This is a genomic window from Nocardia iowensis, assembly GCF_019222765.1.
In the GTDB taxonomy this organism is placed as follows: domain Bacteria; phylum Actinomycetota; class Actinomycetes; order Mycobacteriales; family Mycobacteriaceae; genus Nocardia; species Nocardia iowensis.
The window spans coordinates 6,100,720-6,117,142 of record NZ_CP078145.1 but is presented as its reverse complement, the minus strand read 5'-3'; the positions used below and the strand labels follow the sequence as shown (position 1 = coordinate 6,117,142).

At 67.6% G+C, this 16,423-nt stretch carries 18 protein-coding genes; 13 read left to right on the top strand and 5 right to left on the bottom strand.

The genetic code is table 11. The features are described from left to right. Positions 1-74: 74 nt before the first annotated feature. From KV110_RS28140 to KV110_RS28095, 10 genes are all read left to right on the top strand, one after another. Positions 75-500, top strand: coding sequence for a TIGR02611 family protein (locus tag KV110_RS28140; protein WP_218470251.1), 426 nt, complete (start codon positions 75-77; stop codon positions 498-500). After that, positions 497-1,111: a (2Fe-2S)-binding protein gene (locus KV110_RS28135; protein ID WP_246634033.1), complete on the top strand. Its 615-nt coding sequence runs from the start codon at positions 497-499 to the stop codon at positions 1,109-1,111. Before KV110_RS28140 ends, KV110_RS28135 begins: the two co-directional genes overlap by 4 nt. A 211-nt stretch (positions 1,112-1,322) precedes the next feature. Continuing rightward, positions 1,323-3,374 carry a threonine--tRNA ligase gene (gene thrS, locus KV110_RS28130; RefSeq protein WP_218470249.1) on the top strand — a complete coding sequence of 684 codons (2,052 nt, stop codon included), beginning with the start codon at positions 1,323-1,325 and terminating at the stop codon, positions 3,372-3,374. Further along, on the top strand, positions 3,371-3,955 hold the full coding sequence (locus KV110_RS28125) for an ATP adenylyltransferase (protein ID WP_246634032.1): 585 nt from the start codon (positions 3,371-3,373) through the stop codon (positions 3,953-3,955). The genes thrS and KV110_RS28125 overlap by 4 nt, the downstream gene beginning before the upstream one ends. Before the next feature lie 2 nt (positions 3,956-3,957). After that, on the top strand, positions 3,958-4,653 hold the full coding sequence (pgsA, locus tag KV110_RS28120) for a phosphatidylinositol phosphate synthase (RefSeq protein WP_218470248.1): 696 nt from the start codon (positions 3,958-3,960) through the stop codon (positions 4,651-4,653). Positions 4,654-4,699: 46 nt separating this feature from the next. Continuing rightward, positions 4,700-5,683: a phosphatidylinositol mannoside acyltransferase gene (locus KV110_RS28115; protein ID WP_218470247.1), complete on the top strand. Its 984-nt coding sequence runs from the start codon at positions 4,700-4,702 to the stop codon at positions 5,681-5,683. Further along, positions 5,680-6,804, top strand: coding sequence for a glycosyltransferase family 4 protein (locus KV110_RS28110; RefSeq protein ID WP_218470246.1), 1,125 nt, complete (start codon positions 5,680-5,682; stop codon positions 6,802-6,804). Before KV110_RS28115 ends, KV110_RS28110 begins: the two co-directional genes overlap by 4 nt. After that, entirely contained in the window at positions 6,804-7,847 is a 1,044-nt protein-coding gene (locus tag KV110_RS28105; protein WP_218478984.1) for an NUDIX hydrolase, read from the top strand. Before KV110_RS28110 ends, KV110_RS28105 begins: the two co-directional genes overlap by 1 nt. A 490-nt stretch (positions 7,848-8,337) precedes the next feature. Continuing rightward, the gene (pdxS, locus tag KV110_RS28100; RefSeq protein WP_281427688.1) at positions 8,338-9,240 is read left to right on the top strand and encodes a pyridoxal 5'-phosphate synthase lyase subunit PdxS; all 903 of its coding nucleotides are present in this window, start codon (positions 8,338-8,340) and stop codon (positions 9,238-9,240) included. A gap of 259 nt (positions 9,241-9,499) precedes the next feature. Beyond that, positions 9,500-9,991 (top strand): WKL family lipoprotein, encoded by a 492-nt coding sequence (locus tag KV110_RS28095; protein WP_246634031.1) that lies wholly within the window; start codon positions 9,500-9,502, stop codon positions 9,989-9,991. Positions 9,992-10,055: 64 nt separating this feature from the next. Here KV110_RS28095 and KV110_RS28090 read toward each other — a convergent pair whose 3' ends face one another. Next, positions 10,056-10,661, bottom strand: coding sequence for a nucleoside/nucleotide kinase family protein (locus tag KV110_RS28090; RefSeq protein ID WP_218470244.1), 606 nt, complete (start codon positions 10,659-10,661; stop codon positions 10,056-10,058). A gap of 78 nt (positions 10,662-10,739) precedes the next feature. On the opposite strand from KV110_RS28090, the gene KV110_RS28085 reads away from it, so the two are divergent. Then, positions 10,740-11,558, top strand: a complete 819-nt coding sequence (locus KV110_RS28085; RefSeq protein ID WP_218470243.1) for an acyl-CoA thioesterase — start codon at positions 10,740-10,742, stop codon at positions 11,556-11,558. Positions 11,559-11,652: 94 nt separating this feature from the next. On the opposite strand, the gene KV110_RS28080 is transcribed toward KV110_RS28085, so the two are convergent. Next, positions 11,653-13,344 (bottom strand): APC family permease, encoded by a 1,692-nt coding sequence (locus tag KV110_RS28080; protein WP_218478981.1) that lies wholly within the window; start codon positions 13,342-13,344, stop codon positions 11,653-11,655. 220 nt (positions 13,345-13,564) lie between these two features. On the opposite strand from KV110_RS28080, the gene pdxT reads away from it, so the two are divergent. Then, positions 13,565-14,212 (top strand): pyridoxal 5'-phosphate synthase glutaminase subunit PdxT, encoded by a 648-nt coding sequence (gene pdxT, locus KV110_RS28075; RefSeq protein WP_218470242.1) that lies wholly within the window; start codon positions 13,565-13,567, stop codon positions 14,210-14,212. Positions 14,213-14,387: 175 nt separating this feature from the next. Further along, on the top strand, positions 14,388-15,140 hold the full coding sequence (locus KV110_RS28070; RefSeq protein ID WP_218470241.1) for a YebC/PmpR family DNA-binding transcriptional regulator: 753 nt from the start codon (positions 14,388-14,390) through the stop codon (positions 15,138-15,140). Between the two features lie 64 nt (positions 15,141-15,204). Here the strand turns inward: KV110_RS28070 and KV110_RS28065 are convergent, their stop codons facing one another. The 3 genes from KV110_RS28065 to KV110_RS28055 all read right to left on the bottom strand — a co-directional run bounded on the left by KV110_RS28065 (position 15,205) and on the right by KV110_RS28055 (position 16,386). Beyond that, positions 15,205-15,699 carry an SRPBCC family protein gene (locus KV110_RS28065; protein ID WP_218470240.1) on the bottom strand — a complete coding sequence of 165 codons (495 nt, stop codon included), beginning with the start codon at positions 15,697-15,699 and terminating at the stop codon, positions 15,205-15,207. Then, positions 15,696-16,058: a metalloregulator ArsR/SmtB family transcription factor gene (locus KV110_RS28060; RefSeq protein ID WP_218470239.1), complete on the bottom strand. Its 363-nt coding sequence runs from the start codon at positions 16,056-16,058 to the stop codon at positions 15,696-15,698. Before KV110_RS28060 ends, KV110_RS28065 begins: the two co-directional genes overlap by 4 nt. A 121-nt stretch (positions 16,059-16,179) precedes the next feature. Then, the gene (locus KV110_RS28055) at positions 16,180-16,386 is read right to left on the bottom strand and encodes a DUF5988 family protein (RefSeq protein ID WP_218470238.1); all 207 of its coding nucleotides are present in this window, start codon (positions 16,384-16,386) and stop codon (positions 16,180-16,182) included. Positions 16,387-16,423 lie beyond the last annotated feature (37 nt).

Genomic DNA, 16,423 nt, shown 5'->3' with positions numbered 1-16,423 from the left:
CCCGAACCACTGGTTCGGGCGGGCTCGTCGGCTGCCTCATAGACTTGACCGGGCAGTCTCGTACGCTGGAGAAGGTGACGGCTGAGCTGGAAACAAGATCGACGCCCACGGCCTGGCGCGCCTTCCGGGCCCGCGTTGCCGCGCGACCTACGCTGAACCTCGCCTATCGGATCGGGGTCGCGATGGCAGGCACCGCAGTGCTGGCCGTCGGAATCCTGGCGATTCCCTACCCCGGACCCGGCTGGGCGATCGTGTTCGCCGGACTTGGCATCCTCGCCACCGAATTCGCCTGGGCAAGGCGGGCGCTCGGCTGGCTGCGCGACAGGTACCGGCAGGGTATGGCGTGGTATTCCGCACGGGGTGCCGCCATGCGCGCGTTCGCGGCGACCGCTACCTTTGCGCTGGTCGTCGCCACGCTATGGGTATTGGGCACATTCGGGATGGTCGGCGGCTGGATCGGAGTCGAGTGGCAATGGTTACGCAGTCCCCTGAAGTGGTGAACGTTGTCCCCGGGCGGACGTTGACGCAGCCGGAATGGCTGGCGGCGCGCATCGCGGAGATGGGGCACTCGTGGGGGACTACCTCACCGCGCATCGCCGGCACGCTGTGGTGGTGCATGGTCGCCTCCGCGCTGGTCGAGCAGATCGCACGGGCGTACGCGCACGATGCGCAAGCCGCCGAGCCGGTGCTGGACCGCTTCGACTGCGAGGTCCGGCCCGACGGCGGGGTGGAACGCATCCATGTTCTCGCGGAGCCGGACGAATCCACTGAACCAGGGGCGGCACTGCGCGAAACCCTTGCGGCAGTGATCGGCCCGGTCGCCGAGGTGTCCGGCGCGGGCGTGCCCGCGCTGTGGGCGATCGTCGCCGACGCGGTCGGCAATCGCGCCCTCGACGCGGGTTCGGCCGAGGCGGGCACGCGACTGGCGACCGAGATCGGCGGGAAGCTGCCCGTGCCGCGGTTCGTGCGGATCGGCGGCCGCACCTTCGTCAAACGCATCTCCTGCTGCCTGGTCTTCGAGGTCCCCGGCTGCGAGATGTGCACCAGCTGTCCGAAACGCCCCGCCGCCGAACGCGAGGCCCTGCTGGAAAAGCTGGCCGCGGACAGCTGACGTCCGGTCGCCGAGGCGACAACCGGGTATGCCGAAAATCCAGCCAACTGCGCGACCGCGGGCCCGCAATGCGAGTATTGACGCACCCGACGACCGGCGGAAGACGCGGAGCGGCGGGCTAGCTAGCATGGTCGCGCCGGGGCAGACGCTGCCACGGCCATGATTCGCGGGGGCAGCCCCGCACCCGAGAAACTCCAAGGAGAGCACCGCCGTGACCACCTCAGCCCACCCCAGCCCCGCCACCCTCGTCCGGGTGCCGGCCGGGACGACGGCGGGTGCCGCGGTGCGCGAGGCCGGGCTGCCGACCAAGGGGCCGGACACCATCGTCGTCGTGCGCGACGCCGAGGGCCTCAAGGATCTGTCCTGGATCCCGGACACCGACGTCGAGGTGGAGGCGGTCGCCGCCGATACCGAGGACGGCCGCAGTGTCATCCGGCACTCCGCCGCCCACGTGCTGGCCCAGGCGGTGCAGCAGGAGTTCCCTGAGGCCAAGCTCGGCATCGGTCCGCCGATCAAGGACGGCTTCTACTACGACTTCCAGGTCGACAAGCCGTTCACCCCCGAGGATCTGGCCAAGCTGGAATCCCGGATGAAGAAGATCGTCAAAGGCGCGCAGCGGTTTTCGCGTCGCGTGGTCGAGGTCGAGGATGCCCGCGTGGAACTGGCCAAGGAGCCGTTCAAGCTGGAGCTGATCAGCGACAAGTCCGGCATAGACGACCCGGAGGTCATGGAGGTCGGCGGCAAAGAGCTGACCATCTACGACAACCTGGATCCGCGTACCGGCGAACGCCTCTGGGGCGATCTGTGTCGCGGCCCGCACATCCCGACCACCAAGTTCATCCCCGCGTTCAAGCTGACCCGCAGCTCGGCGGCGTACTGGCGGGGCGATCAGAACCGCGAGGACCTGCAGCGCATCTACGGCACCGCCTGGGAATCCCAGGAAGCGCTCGACGAGTACCTGCACCTGCTCGCCGAGGCCGAACGCCGCGACCACCGCAAGCTCGGTCTGGAACTGGACCTGTTCAGCTTCCCCGACGAACTGGGCTCCGGCCTGCCGGTGTTCCACCCCAAGGGCGGCATCATCCGCAAGGAGCTGGAGGAGTACTCGCGCCGCAGGCATGTCGCCGCGGGCTACGAGTTCGTCAACACCCCGCACATCACCAAGGGGCATCTGTTCGAGGTCTCCGGCCACCTGGACTGGTACCGCGACGGCATGTTCCCGGCGATGCACCTGGACGCGGAGCTGAACGAGGACGGCACCGTCCGCAAGCCGGGGCAGGACTACTACGTCAAGCCGATGAACTGCCCGATGCACAACCTGATCTTCCGGGCCCGCGGCCGGTCGTATCGGGAACTGCCGTTGCGGCTCTTCGAGTTCGGTTCGGTGTACCGCTACGAGAAGTCCGGCGTGATCCACGGCCTGACCCGGGTGCGCGGGATGACCCAGGACGACGCGCACATCTACTGCACCAAAGAGCAGATGCACGCCGAACTGACCAGCACCCTGCACTTCGTGCTGGACCTGCTCAAGGACTACGGCCTCGATGACTTCTACCTCGAGCTGTCCACCAAGGACCCGGTCAAGTTCGTCGGCACCGACGACATGTGGGAGGAAGCCACCGAGACCCTGTCCAAGGTGGCCTCGGCCTCCGGACTCGAGCTCGTGCCCGATCCCGGCGGCGCCGCGTTCTACGGACCGAAGATCTCCGTGCAGGCCAAGGACGCGCTGGGCCGCACCTGGCAGATGTCGACCATCCAGCTCGACTTCAACCTGCCGGAGCGGTTCAACCTGGAATACACCGCATCCGACGGGACCAAGCAGCGGCCGGTGATGATCCATCGCGCGCTGTTCGGCTCCATCGAACGCTTCTTCGGCGTGCTCACCGAGCACTACGCTGGCGCCTTCCCGGCCTGGCTCTCGCCCGTGCAGGTGGTCGGCATCCCGGTCGCGGAAGCCTTTGCGCCGCACCTGGATCGAGTGATCGAGCAGCTGCAGGACGCGGGCATCCGGGCCCAGGTGGACCGCAGCGACGACCGGATGCAGAAGAAGATCTTCAACAACACCGCGCAGAAGGTGCCGTTCATGCTGCTGGCCGGCGAGCGGGACGTGACCGCCGACGCGGTGAGCTTCCGCTTCCGCGACGGTACCCAGGTGAACGGGGTGCCGGTCGCCGGCGCGGTGGCCACCATTGTGCAGTGGATCGCGAACCGGGAGAACGCGTCTCCGACCGCGGAGGGCTTCGAGATCAAGGGTGCGGTATGAGTGAGCGGATGGCGCCCGACGGACTCACCGAACTGGACGACCAGGGCAGCATCGTGGACAAGGGCGCGGGCGAACCGGATCGGCTGCAACGCTTGTGGACGCCGTACCGGATGTCCTACATCGCCGAGGCCGCGGCCACCGATCCCGCCTCGACCGGGCATCCGTTCACCGACATCCCGAAGATGTCCGACGAGGACGGCCTGGTCATCGCCCGCGGCAAGTTGGTGTACGCGGTGCTCAACCTGTACCCGTACAACCCCGGCCACCTGATGGTGGTGCCGTACCGCAAGGTGGCCAACCTGGAGGACCTCACCGAGGACGAGGGCGCCGAGCTGATGGCGTTCACCCAGCAGGCCATCCGGGTGATGAAGCGGGTCTCCCGGCCGCACGGCTTCAATGTCGGCCTGAATCTCGGTGGCGTGGCGGGTGGTTCGCTGGCCGACCACCTGCACCAGCACATCGTGCCGCGCTGGGGTGGCGACGCGAACTTCATCACCGTGGTCGGCGGGGCAAAGGTCATGCCGCAGCTGCTACGGGAGACGAGGGCGCTGCTGTCGGCAGCCTGGAAGGAAGTCGACTAGCAGTGCTGAGCTTCTTCGGCCGCGATACGTTTGCCAAAGCGACTGCGCCGCTGGGCAAAGCGCTGGTGAGCACCGGGCTCACCCCGGATGCGGTGACCATCATCGGCACCACCGCGTCGATCGCCGCCGCGGTCACCCTGTTCCCGACCGGACACCTGTTCTGGGGGACCATGGTGATCTGGTTGTTCGTCATGTTCGACATGCTCGACGGCGCCATGGCCAGGGCGCGCGGCGGCGGCACGAAATACGGTGCGGTGCTCGACGCCACCTGCGACCGGGTGGCCGACGGCGCCATCTTCGCGGGCCTGGCCTGGTGGGCGGTGTATCACGAGAACCACAAGCCGCTGTTCGCGGCGACCCTGGTGGTGCTGGTGACCTCGCAGGTGATCTCGTACGCCAAGGCGCGCGCCGAGGCCAGCGGACTGTCCGCCGACGGCGGGATCATCGAGCGGCCCGACCGCCTCATCATCGTGCTGGTCGGGGCCGGGCTGACCGGCATCGCCGGATACTGGGGCATCGACTGGCTCGGGTACGCGGTGCATGTGGCGATGTGGATCCTGGCGGTGCTCAGCATCGTCACGGTGTTCCAGCGGGTGCTCGCGGTGCGCAACTCGCCGGGCGCGCGCGACGTGATCACGCCCGCGCATCCCGAAAACCCCTCGGCGGGAACGGCGAACGCGACGGAGCTGCCAACGTGAGACCGCCATATGGTGGCGGTGTGGTGTGGGAAACGGGGCAATGGTCATGAGTATCGGGGAGCGGTTCAGCGATGCCGGATACGCGGCGGGCTGGCGGCTGGTGCGGGCACTGCCCGAGTCGACGGCGCGGCGGTTGTTCGACTGGGGCGCCGACCGCGCCGCGCGCAAGGCGAATCGCGCCTTCCGCGCCGGTGGCGCACCGAATCAGTTGCGGCGCAATCTCGCCAGGGTGATCGGCGGGAAACCCGCGGACGTGCCGGACGAGTTGATCCAGGCGAGCATTCGCTCCTACGCCAGGTATTGGCGCGAGGCGTTCCGGCTGCCCGCCATGGATCATGCGGCGCTGGGCAAACTTCCGGTGGCCGGGACCGCGCATCTAGAAGCGGGGCTGGCCGCGGGGCGCGGCGTGATCCTCGTGCTGCCGCATTCCGGGAACTGGGACATGGCGGGCGTGTGGCTGGTGCAGAACCACGGCACCTTCGCGACCGTCAACGAACGGTTGAAGCCGGAGTCGCTGTTCGAGCGCTTCGTCGCCTACCGGGAAAGCCTCGGCTTCGAGGTGTTCCCGCTGACGGGTGGCGAGCAGCCGCCGTTCGTCCAGCTCGCGAACCGGTTGCGCGAGAACAAGGTGATCTGCCTGCTGGGGGAGCGCGATCTGACCGGCCGCGGCATCCCGGTCACCTTCTTCGGTGAGCGCACCTGGCTGCCCGCGGGCGCCGCCAAGCTGGCCATCGAGACCGGTGCCGCACTGCTGCCGGTGCACACCTGGTTCACCGCCGACGGCGCCGAGGCGTGGGGTATGAAAGTCGAAGCACCGGTGGATGTTTCGGGGGGTATCGCAGCGGCGACGCAGATCTTGGCCGATCGGTTCGCGGCGAACATCGCCGAGCACCCCGCCGATTGGCACATGCTGCAACCGATGTGGGAGAGCGACCTGTCCGAGGCGCGGCGCGGTCGCATCGCGGCGGCGCAATTCGGCGCCGAGCACAGCGGTCCGAACGCGACGGCAAGCCCGGAAGGCGCTCCATGAAGATCGGCATGGTCTGTCCCTATTCGTTCGATGTCCCCGGCGGTGTGCAGGCGCACGTGGTCGAACTGGCGCGGGTATTCATCGAACGCGGGCACCGGGTGAGCGTGCTCGCGCCCGCCGCGGAGGACACCCCGCTGCCCGATTTCGTGGTGTCGGCCGGTCGCGCCGTCGCGATTCCGTACAACGGATCAGTAGCGCGATTGTCCTTCGGTCCCATGGCCTACACCAGGATTCGCCGGTGGATCGACGGCAACGATTTCGATGTGCTGCACATCCACGAACCCAACGCACCCAGCCTGTCGATGCTCGCGCTGAAGATCGCCGAGGGTCCGATCGTCGCGACCTTCCACACCTCGACCACGAAATCGTTGGTGCTCAGCACCTTTCAGGGTGTGCTGCGGCCGTACCACGAGAAGATCAGCGGCCGGATCGCCGTCTCGGAGCTGGCGCGCCGCTGGCAGGTGGAGGCGCTCGGCTCCGACGCGGTGGAGATCCCCAACGGTGTCGACGTGCCCGCCTTCGCCAGGGCGCCGATGCTGCCCGGCTATCCGCGGGCGGGCCGCACCGTGCTGTTCCTCGGCCGCTACGACGAGCCACGCAAGGGGATGGACGTGCTGCTCGGCGCGCTGCCCGAGCTGGTGCGCAAGCATCGTGACCTGGAGATCCTGATCGTCGGGCGCGGCGACGAGGATCGGCTGCGCCGCGAGGCGGGACCACTCGCCGGGCACCTGCGCTTCCTCGGGCAGGTGTCGGATGCGGAAAAGGCCTCGGCGATGCGCAGCGCGGACGTTTACGTCGCGCCCAATCTCGGTGGCGAGAGCTTCGGCATCATCCTGATCGAGGCGATGGCCGCCGGAACCGCCGTGGTGGCAAGCGAATTGGATGCCTTCCGCCGGGTGCTTCGCGACGGTACGGCGGGTGTACTTGTGCCGGTGGGCGATTCGGCGGCGCTCGCGAAGGCCATCGACGGCGTGCTCACCGATGACGTGCGCCGGGAAACGCTGGTGCACACGGCGACTCAGGTGGTCGGTGAGTACGACTGGCCGGTGGTGGCCGAACAGATCCTGCGGGTGTACGAGACGGTGACCATCGGCGACACCAGGGTGCGGGCCGCCGGATGATCACCTTCTCCGCGACAACGGTTCTCGTTCTCGCGCTGATCGCCGCGATCATCGTCGCGATCGGCATCTGGGCCTACTCGACCGCGAACCGGCTGGACCGGTTGCACGTGCGTTCCGACCAGTCCTGGCAGGCACTCGATGCGGCGCTGGCCCGCCGGGCGGTGGTCGCCAGATCGGTGGCGATGGCGATCGCGGGACCGGTGTCCGACTCGGAACGGGCCGAGCAGGCCAAACAGCTGTCGCTACTGGCCGATCGGGCCGAACGGGTCGGACGGGCCGATCGCGAAACCGTGGAAAATCAACTCTCCGCGGCCCTTTCGTCGGTCGACATCGCCCAGTTGCGGCCGCAGATGGTCGCCGAGTTGGCCGATGCGGAAGCCCGGGTGCTGATCGCGCGCCGCTTCCACAACGACGCCGTCCGGGACACTCTCGCGCTGCGCACCCGTCGGTCGGTGCGCATCCTGCACCTCGGCGGCACCGCCCCGCTGCCCACCTACTTTGAGATCACCGAGCGCGCCACCCCGGCCGCGTCCACCGGGCTCTCCGTCGACACCATCCGTACCACCGCGCGCATCGTGCTGTTCGACGAGCAGGACCGCACCCTCCTGATGCGCGGCAACGACCCCAAAACTCCCGACGTCTCCTTCTGGTTCACCGTCGGTGGCGGTGTGGAACCGGGCGAATCACTGCGTGACGCGGCCGTCCGCGAGCTCTACGAGGAGACCGGCTACAAAGCCGATCCCGAAAGCCTGCGCGGCCCGCTCTGGCGCCGGGTCGCGGTCTTCCCCTTCGACGGCGACCTGATCCGCTCCGAAGAGCTCTTCTTCGCCCTCCGCGTGCGCAACTACGAACCACAGGCGGCGAACCTGAGCGTCATCGAACGCCGCTCGATCACCGGCCACAAATGGTGCACCGTGGAAGACATAGTCCACCTGGACCGTTCCGGTGAAACCGTCTACCCCTACAACCTGGACCAACTACTGCCCGAAGCCGCTGCCGTCGCTTCCGGCGTGGCCCATCCGGAGGTCCGTTCGATCCGCTGAGCGGCTGTGATGTGGTTCACGTCGTGCTACCGTCGCGACTGGATTGATGCGGTTCTGGGTAGTGCTGAACGCAAGGCACTCGGAATTCGGGGCCGCGGCCTCCGCCGGTGGCGGGGGGAAATGCTCGGTGTGCGGAGGTACTTAGTACATGTCCTACCTGTTGTTCGATTTCCTGCTCCCGATCGTGGGTCCCGCCGCCGCCGAGTATTGGGCCACGTTGCTGGTCGTTGGCCCGCTCTGACTCCTCGCCCTAGTCTCTGGGGCGTCGCCGAAAGTTTGCGGGGAGGCCGAAACCGCCCCGCTGCTCGCTGAATCCGCTGTTTCGGCTTCGACGACCGGTCCAGTGAGCCGCAGTGGCGAACAGAGCCCCTGGTAGTTGACAAGGCCAGTCATCTCCGACTGGCTATCAAGTGGCCTGGGCAGCGCGCCTAGAATTGGGTCGATTCATACCCTTGCGACCCGATTGGCGCACATGACCCAGGAGTTTGCCGTGACGACGCCCGACACCACCCAGACCATCGGCACCGCCCGCGTGAAGCGCGGCATGGCCGAGATGCTCAAGGGCGGGGTGATCATGGATGTCGTCACCCCCGACCAGGCCAAGATCGCCGAAGACGCCGGTGCGGTCGCGGTGATGGCGCTGGAACGGGTGCCCGCCGACATCCGTGCCCAGGGCGGCGTGTCCCGGATGAGTGACCCCGACATGATCGACGGCATCATCGCCGCCGTCTCCATCCCGGTCATGGCGAAGGCGCGGATCGGCCACTTCGTGGAGGCGCAGATCCTGCAGAGCCTCGGCGTCGACTACATCGACGAGTCCGAGGTGCTGACCCCCGCCGACTACGCCAACCACATCGAGAAGTGGAACTTCACCGTGCCGTTCGTGTGTGGCGCCACCAACCTCGGTGAGGCGCTGCGCCGAATCACCGAGGGCGCGGCCATGATTCGCTCGAAGGGCGAGGCAGGCACCGGCGACGTCTCCAACGCCACCACGCACATGCGCAAGATCCGCCAGGAGATCCGCAGGCTCTCCTCGCTGCCCGCCGACGAGCTGTTCGTCGCCGCCAAGGAGCTGCAGGCACCTTACGAACTGGTCCGCGAGGTCGCCGAGACCGGCAAGCTGCCCGTCGTGCTGTTCACCGCGGGCGGCATCGCCACCCCCGCCGACGCCGCGATGATGATGCAGCTCGGCGCCGAAGGCGTGTTCGTCGGCTCCGGCATCTTCAAGTCCGGCAACCCGGCCGAGCGCGCCGCCGCCATCGTCAAGGCCACCACCTTCCACGACGACCCGGACGTGCTGGCCAAGGTGTCGCGTGGGCTCGGCGAGGCCATGGTCGGCATCAACGTCGAGGAGCTGCCGGTCGACCACCGGCTGGCCGAACGCGGCTGGTGATCTCCGCCCCATTGCGGGCGTGACGAGTACGTACGAGCAGGGATTCCGAGGGGTCCCTGCTCGTACGTGTCATACGGTCCTCGCGCGAGATGAGGATGCGTGTCGGGTCCACTCCCGCGGTTCGACTCTCATGCCCGCCCGAGCGTTGTCTTAATGTCCTCACAATTGCGTTGGGTAGCTTCACGTTTCGATGCTTGTCGACCCCGGATGGGGTCGTTCGTGCCGCATCATCCACCAGCCGAACGCAAAGGACGAGCAGTTGAAGCTTCGTAAGACCGGACGCATGGCGATCGCCGGCTTGGCCGTCGTGGCCGCACTGGGCCTGACGGCCTGCGGCAGCGAGGACAAGAAGGACCCGCCGACGCCGTCCCGCACCACGACCAGCGCGACTGCCGCCCCCGGCGTACCCGCCGCCCCGACCGTGCCGGAATTGAACCAGCTGCTGCAGAAGGCACTCGACCCGGCGGTGCCAAGCGCGGAGAAGCTGGACCTCGTGCAGGGCATCGACTCCGACCCCGACCTGCCCAACCGCCTGGCCACGGCCTACCAGCAGGCGAACGCCAAGGCCGAAGTCGTCGACGTAACCGCATTCGGCGATTCCGTCAGCGCCCGAGCGAAATTCGTCATCGGCGACCAGGAAAACATGATCGACGTCCCCTTCGTCGCCGAAGGCGGCAAGTGGAAGGTCCAGAAGAGCTGGGCCTGCCAAGCCCTGACCACCCTCAACCAGCAGTCGCCCGCCTGCGCGTAGCTGGTTGCTCGTCGAGTGGCACATGGTGGAGGCTGACGACTCTCCATGGTGTGCCACTTGCGGGTCAGTCCAGGCGGAGGGCTGGGCGGTCGGGGTGGTCCCAGCGGGCGAAGAATGTTGGGGTGGTGGAGGTTTCGGGGTGCTTGAGTAGGGCGGGGATGGTCCAGTGGGCTTCGGGTGGAGTTGTTCGGCGTAGGGCCGGCTCGGACAGGTCGAGGCGGACGGTCAGGTCGAAGCGGAGCGAGTGGTCGAGCAGCATGGGGCCCGCGACGAGCAGGACGGTGTCGGCGGCGGCGGCGCGGATCGCCGCGCGGGCCGAACGGTCGGTGGCTTCGTCCCACAGCGCGGGCAGCCAGCGACCTTCGTCGTGCAGGGCGTCGATGACCTCACGACGTAGCGCGTCATAGTCGAACCAGGCAGTGCGGTAAGAGATTTCGTCCCGGCCGAACTCCACCCGAAGGGAGGCGGGCCGGACGTAATCGTGCAGCGACACCACCTCGGCCGGTCTGCCGGTGCCGCGCAGAGTGGCAGCGACTCGGTGCGCGAGATCGAGGGGCCGCGCGGCGTCGGCACCATCGACCCCGACCACGCGATAACCGGGCAGCGCGAGGACCCGCTCGACCACCCGCTCGACGAGGGCATCCTGACTGATCGGAACGAACCGTGGCACCGCTCCATCAGAGCAAACCTCGGGTAGGACCTGGTAGCCGAGGGGGAGGTGGGCGGTGGGGGGCGTTAATCTCTGCCCATGGCGACAATCGAAGAGGCGCTGGAGATAGAGCGGCTCGAGCGTGACATCTTCCGTGGGGCGTCTACGAAGACTCAGCTTCCGCGCACGTTCGGCGGACAGGTTGCCGGCCAGGCGCTGGTGGCGGCGGTGCGCACCGTCGAACCGCGGTACCAGGTGCATTCGCTGCACGGGTATTTCCTGCGGCCGGGCAATCCCGATCAGCCGACGGTGTATCTGGTGGAGCGGATCAGGGACGGCCGGTCGTTCTGTACCCGGCGGGTTACCGGTGTGCAGGATGGTGCCGCGATCTTCACGATGTCGGCTTCGTTCCACATCGGCGATCAGGGACCGGAGCATCAGGACGTGATGCCCGAGGTGCAGCCGCCGGACGAGCTCCCGGACGCGAGCACCACGATGAGCCCGGAGCGGCTGTGGGCGATGCGGGAGTGGGAGCACTGGGACATCCGTACGGTGCCGCAAGATCAGGTCGCCCGCCGCGACGGCGTGGTCTCCCAGCAGCAGGTGTGGTTCCGCTACCGGCATCCACTGCCCGACGACCCGCTGTTCCACGTCTGCACCCTGGCCTACATGAGCGACATGACGCTGCTCGGCTCGTCGAAGGTGACCCACCCGGACGAACAGACCCAGAACGCCTCGCTCGACCACGCCATGTGGTTCCTGCGTCCCTTCCGCGCCGACGACTGGCTGCTCTACGACCAGTCCTCGCCATCCGCGGGCTTCGGCCGCGCCCTCACCGGCGGCAAGATCTTCAACCGCGAAGGCCAACTCGTCGCCGCGGTAGTCCAGGAAGGCCTCATCCGCACCCTCCGCGACTGACGACCCCCGCGATCGTGGCTCGCGGTGTTTGTCGACCGCGGTGGTGTGGGTGTGGCCGACCCACACCACCGCGACCGCCTGAATTCGATCAGGCTCAACCCACCTGGACGCGCAGGTGGCAGACCACTGTGTCGGTCATTCGGCGCAGCACGCGTTCGAGTTCGTCGCTGCGGTGGCTGGGCAGTACGCGGTTCCAGCCGACCGGCGGGTCGACCTCGGCGATGACGACCACCTTGCGGCGGCCTTCGAAGTTCTCCCGCACGTAGCGGGCCACCGGGCCGCCGACCGTCGCGTCGCTGTCTTCCAGCAGCACGAGGCGCACTTCGGGGTGCCAAGCTTCCCATGCCTTGGTGAATGCTTTGACCGACTCGCCGGGCAGGCATACATGCACCGCCACAACGTCTTTGCCGATCGACAGCGCCGCGGACAGTGCCTCGCAGCTCAAGTCGGAGACCTCGGAGACCGGCACCACGATGACGGCGTCGCGCGGCCGCGGTGGCGGCGGCACCTCGTCGGACCGGCGGCAGGCGCCGATCCGGGTGTAGGCGCCGCGAATTCGTTCCATGCCGACCACCAGTGCGGGCAGGATCAACACGATCAACCAGGCACCGGCGGTGAATTTCATTGTGGTGGTGACGATTGCGGCGACGAAGGTGAGCAGCGCACCGAATCCGTTGAGCGCCATCCGCCAGCGCCAGCCCGCCGTCCTGACCAGCAACCAGTGCCGCACCATGCCGACCTGCGCGATGGTGAATCCGACGAACACCCCGATCGCGAACAGTGGGACCAGCGCGTTCATATTTCCGTCCGCGCCGATCAGCAGCACGCCCGCCGTGATGGCGAGGGTCAGCACACCGTAGCGATACACCTGGCGCGGCGAGCTCACCGCGAACCGGTGCGGCAGGCAGTTGTCGTCGGCGAGGATCTTGGTGAGCGTCGGCAGCCCGCCATAGGAGGTATTGGCCGCCAGCGCCAGCAGTATGACGGTCGCGAATTGCACCACGTAGTAACCGATTCCGTGACCGAGCGCGGCCTCGGTCAATTGCGAGAGCACCGTCGTGCCGTCGATCGGATGCACCTCGAACTTCTCGATCAACACCGCGAGCCCGATCAGCATGACACCGAGCAGGGCACCGAGCGCGACCTCGGCGCGTTGCGCGCGAACCACTTTCGGCGCCTCGAAACTCGGCACCGCGTTGGCGATCGCCTCCACCCCGGTCAGCGCGGCACAACCACTGGAGAAGGCCTTGAGCAGCAACAGAACTCCGACCGTGTGCATATCCAGCACAGTCGCTGTACCTTCGCTGACACTTGCGGGCTCGCTGCGCACCAGCCCCGCGACGACCACGGTCAGGATGCCAACGACGAAAACAATGGTCGGCACCATGAACGCCCGCGCACTCTCGGTGATGCCAAGCAGATTCAGTGCCGTGATGCCGACCAGAATGGCAACGCACAGCCACAGCGTGTACGGCAGCAGCGCGGGAAACGCGGAGGTGAGCGCGGCGACACCGGCGGCGATCGACACCGCCACATTCAGCACGTAGTCGATGATCAGCGAGGCCGCGGCGGCCAAACTGGTGCGGTGCCCCAGGTGTGCCTTGGCCACCGCGTACGCCCCGCCACCGTTCGGGAACGCCGCGATCACCTGCCGATACGACGCGACGAGCACCGCGAGCAATGCCGCGATCGCCAACGTCACCGGCAACGTCAGACCGAGTCCAGCACCGCCCGCGGCCGCCAGCACCAGCACAATGGCCTCGGGACCGTAGGAAACCGACGCCATCGCGTCGAGGGAGAGTCCCGCCAGCCCGGTCGGCACGGTGAGGCCTCGGCGGGTCGGAGCAGCGGGCCCATCTGCGCGCGGCGCGGGCGCCTTGCGCGGCAACACAGCTATCACATCTGCGAGTGTCGACCCGGTTCGTGTCGCGCGGCGCTGTCGTTGACGGAACTCTGACGGCGACCGTGATCAGGCCCACACCGCGCGGGCTCGTAAACTTTCCGACGTGAACGCTTTCCCGGTCGCCGCACCCGCCGCCGCCGACCTCGCTCCGGCCCGGCCGAGCATCGGTGTGCTGGCGCTGCAGGGCGACGTGCGCGAGCACATCGCGGCCCTCGAGCACTGCGGCGCCGAACCGGTGCTGGTGCGCCGCGCGGCCGAACTCGCCGCAGTGGACGCACTGGTGCTGCCCGGGGGCGAATCCACCGCCATCAGCAAGCTGCTCGAAGCCTTCGAACTGCTCGAACCGCTGCGCGCGCGACTGCGAGATGGCATGCCCGCCTTCGGTTCCTGCGCGGGCATGATCCTGCTCGCCGACGAGGTGCTCGACACCCGCCCGGATGCGAAGCACCTGTCCGGCATCGATATGACAGTGCGGCGCAACGCCTTCGGCCGCCAGGTCGACTCCTTCGAGGTCGACCTGGACTTCACCGGACTCGACGACGGCCCGATGCGCGCGGTGTTCATTCGGGCGCCGTGGGTGGAGCGCGTCGGCGACGGCGTCGAGGTGCTCGCGACGGTGCCCGACGGACCGTTCGCGGGTCGCATTGTGGCAGTGCGGCAAGGGAAGGTCGTCGCGACCTCGTTCCATCCGGAGGTCACCGGCGATCTGCGCGTGCACCGGATGTTCGTGGACCTGGTCCGGGACGCGTAGTTCACCCGCCGTTCAACCGACCTCGCGCAGCCGAGTAGGTGGCTGCGCTCGGCTGGGCACCGGCTGCGGTCGGACTGCGCCCGGCTGCGTCCACTAAGCTGGGGAAGTTGTCCGTCCGGCGGTGCCGGTACGGTCGACATCACCACACGTGCCATCGACCTGAAGGAAGTAGGGAATGAGCGGCCACTCCAAATGGGCCACCACCAAGCACAAGAAGGCGGGGATCGACGCGAAGCGCGGCAAGCTCTTCGCCAAGTTGATCAAGAACATCGAGGTGGCGGCCCGCACGGGTGGCAGTGACCCCGCAGGCAACCCGACGCTCTACGACGCCATTCAGAAGGCGAAGAAGTCGTCGGTGCCCAACGACAACATCGAGCGCGCCCGCAAGCGCGGTGGTGGTGAAGAGGCCGGCGGCGCCGACTGGCAGACCATCATGTACGAGGGCTACGGCCCCAATGGTGTCGCGGTGCTGATCGAATGTCTCACCGACAACCGCAACCGCGCCGCGGGCGAGGTGCGGGTCGCGATGACCCGCAACGGCGGCAACATGGCCGACCCCGGCTCGGTGTCCTACCTGTTCCACCGCAAGGGCGTTGTGACGCTGGAGAAGAACGGCCTGTCCGAGGACGACGTCCTGATGGCCGTGCTCGACGCGGGCGCCGAGGAGGTCAACGACCTCGGTGATTCCTTCGAGATCATCAGCGAGCCCAGCGACCTGATCCCGGTGCGTAAAGCACTGCAGGCCGCCGGAATCGACTACGACTCCGCCGAATCCGGCTTCCAGCCGTCGGTCTCGGTCGAGGTCGATGCCGACGGTGCCCGCAAGGTGATCAAGCTGGTCGACGCGCTCGAGGACAGTGACGACGTGCAGAACGTCTACACCAACGTCGACATCTCCGACGAGATCCTGGCCCAGCTGGACGACTAGTGCGCATCTCCGCGTTCGCTCCGGCGATCCGCGGAGCCACCGGGCGTCGTCCAGCGGTGCCGACCTAGTCCGGCAGGTTTTCGTAGTACTGCTTCATCGAGGGGTAGTAGTCCTCGAAATCGGGGCGGTCCGCCCCCGTGCGGGCCGCCCCCAGTGCGTCCAGGTAGTACTCCCAGCCGGGTCCGACCTCGCTGAGGTTCGCCTCGGGCTCCAAATGGTGGGTGAAGACGAGCTCGGTGGTGCCGCCGGTTTCGGTCAGCACCGCCTCCAGGTGCCAGGTGCCGTAGTCGTCGGTGGTGGTGATCGCGAGCCGCCGCGGTGGTTCACAGACTTCGATATGCGCGTCGCACCAGGGCGCGCCCTCTTCATAGGCCATCTGCAACTTGATGTTTCGGCCCGGACCCGCCTCGCCCGCCCAGGCGCCCATCCAGCGTGCGGTGCGGTCGGATTCGGTGATGCTCGCCCACACGTCCTCGATCGGCGCGCGATAGCTTCTGGTCAGGATCAGATCGCGCTTGCCGTCGGTGCGGTCGAGGCGGCCGGTGGGTCGGATGGTCATCCCGTGTTCTCCTTCGGGTTCCGGTCCGCCGAGGTGCCGCGGTGCTCGCGGCGCGTCCGGTAGACCTCGGTTTCCAGCGCGTCGAGCCGGTGCTCCCACGCTGTGGTCGTGTCGAAGCTGGCGATCCATTCGGCCAGTTCGGTGAGCGGTGCCGGATCGAGCACGTAGTACCGCTGCCTGCCGATGAGTTCGTCATGGACCAGGCCGCTTTCGCGCAGCACCCGTAGGTGCCTGCTGACAGCGGGCCTACTGATCTCGAACTGCCCCGCGATCTCACCCGCGGTGCGGCGGGTACCGCGCAGCAACGTCAAAATCTCCCGCCGTACCGGATCGGCGATCGCGCCCGCCACTTCGTCCACCCCGAAAGCGTAACCACCTGGTTACGCATTTGTCCATGGGTCGCGGCAAGTTCTGAGCAGGAGCTCAGCGGAAGGCGGCCGGTCGGAAACCGACCGGCCGCACTGGACGATTATTCGCGCGTCACTCCGCGATCTCGGTCCGACTGGACCATTCGTAGACGGGCAACCGCCCCTCCGGGGTGTCCTGCTCCTTGGGGGTCACCTTGAAGTGTTCGTAACCACCCTTGAACGGCACCTTCAACTCGATCCCCGGCGGGGTGATGGGAACGATTCGCGCGGGCATGTCTTTCGGCCCGCCCTCGAGGACAGCCTTCACAACAGTGCTCATCATCGGATGGTAGAAGCGTGACCGCCCCGATTTCGCG

Coding starts and splice junctions, on each gene's coding strand:
- KV110_RS28125 (WP_246634032.1), top strand. CDS start 3,371: ATGAGTGAGCGGATGGCGCCCGACGGACTCACCGAACTGGACGACCAG.
- KV110_RS28115 (WP_218470247.1), top strand. CDS start 4,700: ATGAGTATCGGGGAGCGGTTCAGCGATGCCGGATACGCGGCGGGCTGG.
- KV110_RS28110 (WP_218470246.1), top strand. CDS start 5,680: ATGAAGATCGGCATGGTCTGTCCCTATTCGTTCGATGTCCCCGGCGGT.
- KV110_RS28085 (WP_218470243.1), top strand. CDS start 10,740: ATGGCGACAATCGAAGAGGCGCTGGAGATAGAGCGGCTCGAGCGTGAC.
- KV110_RS28080 (WP_218478981.1), bottom strand. CDS start 13,344: ATGGCGTCGGTTTCCTACGGTCCCGAGGCCATTGTGCTGGTGCTGGCG.
- KV110_RS28070 (WP_218470241.1), top strand. CDS start 14,388: ATGAGCGGCCACTCCAAATGGGCCACCACCAAGCACAAGAAGGCGGGG.
- KV110_RS28065 (WP_218470240.1), bottom strand. CDS start 15,699: ATGACCATCCGACCCACCGGCCGCCTCGACCGCACCGACGGCAAGCGC.
- KV110_RS28055 (WP_218470238.1), bottom strand. CDS start 16,386: ATGAGCACTGTTGTGAAGGCTGTCCTCGAGGGCGGGCCGAAAGACATG.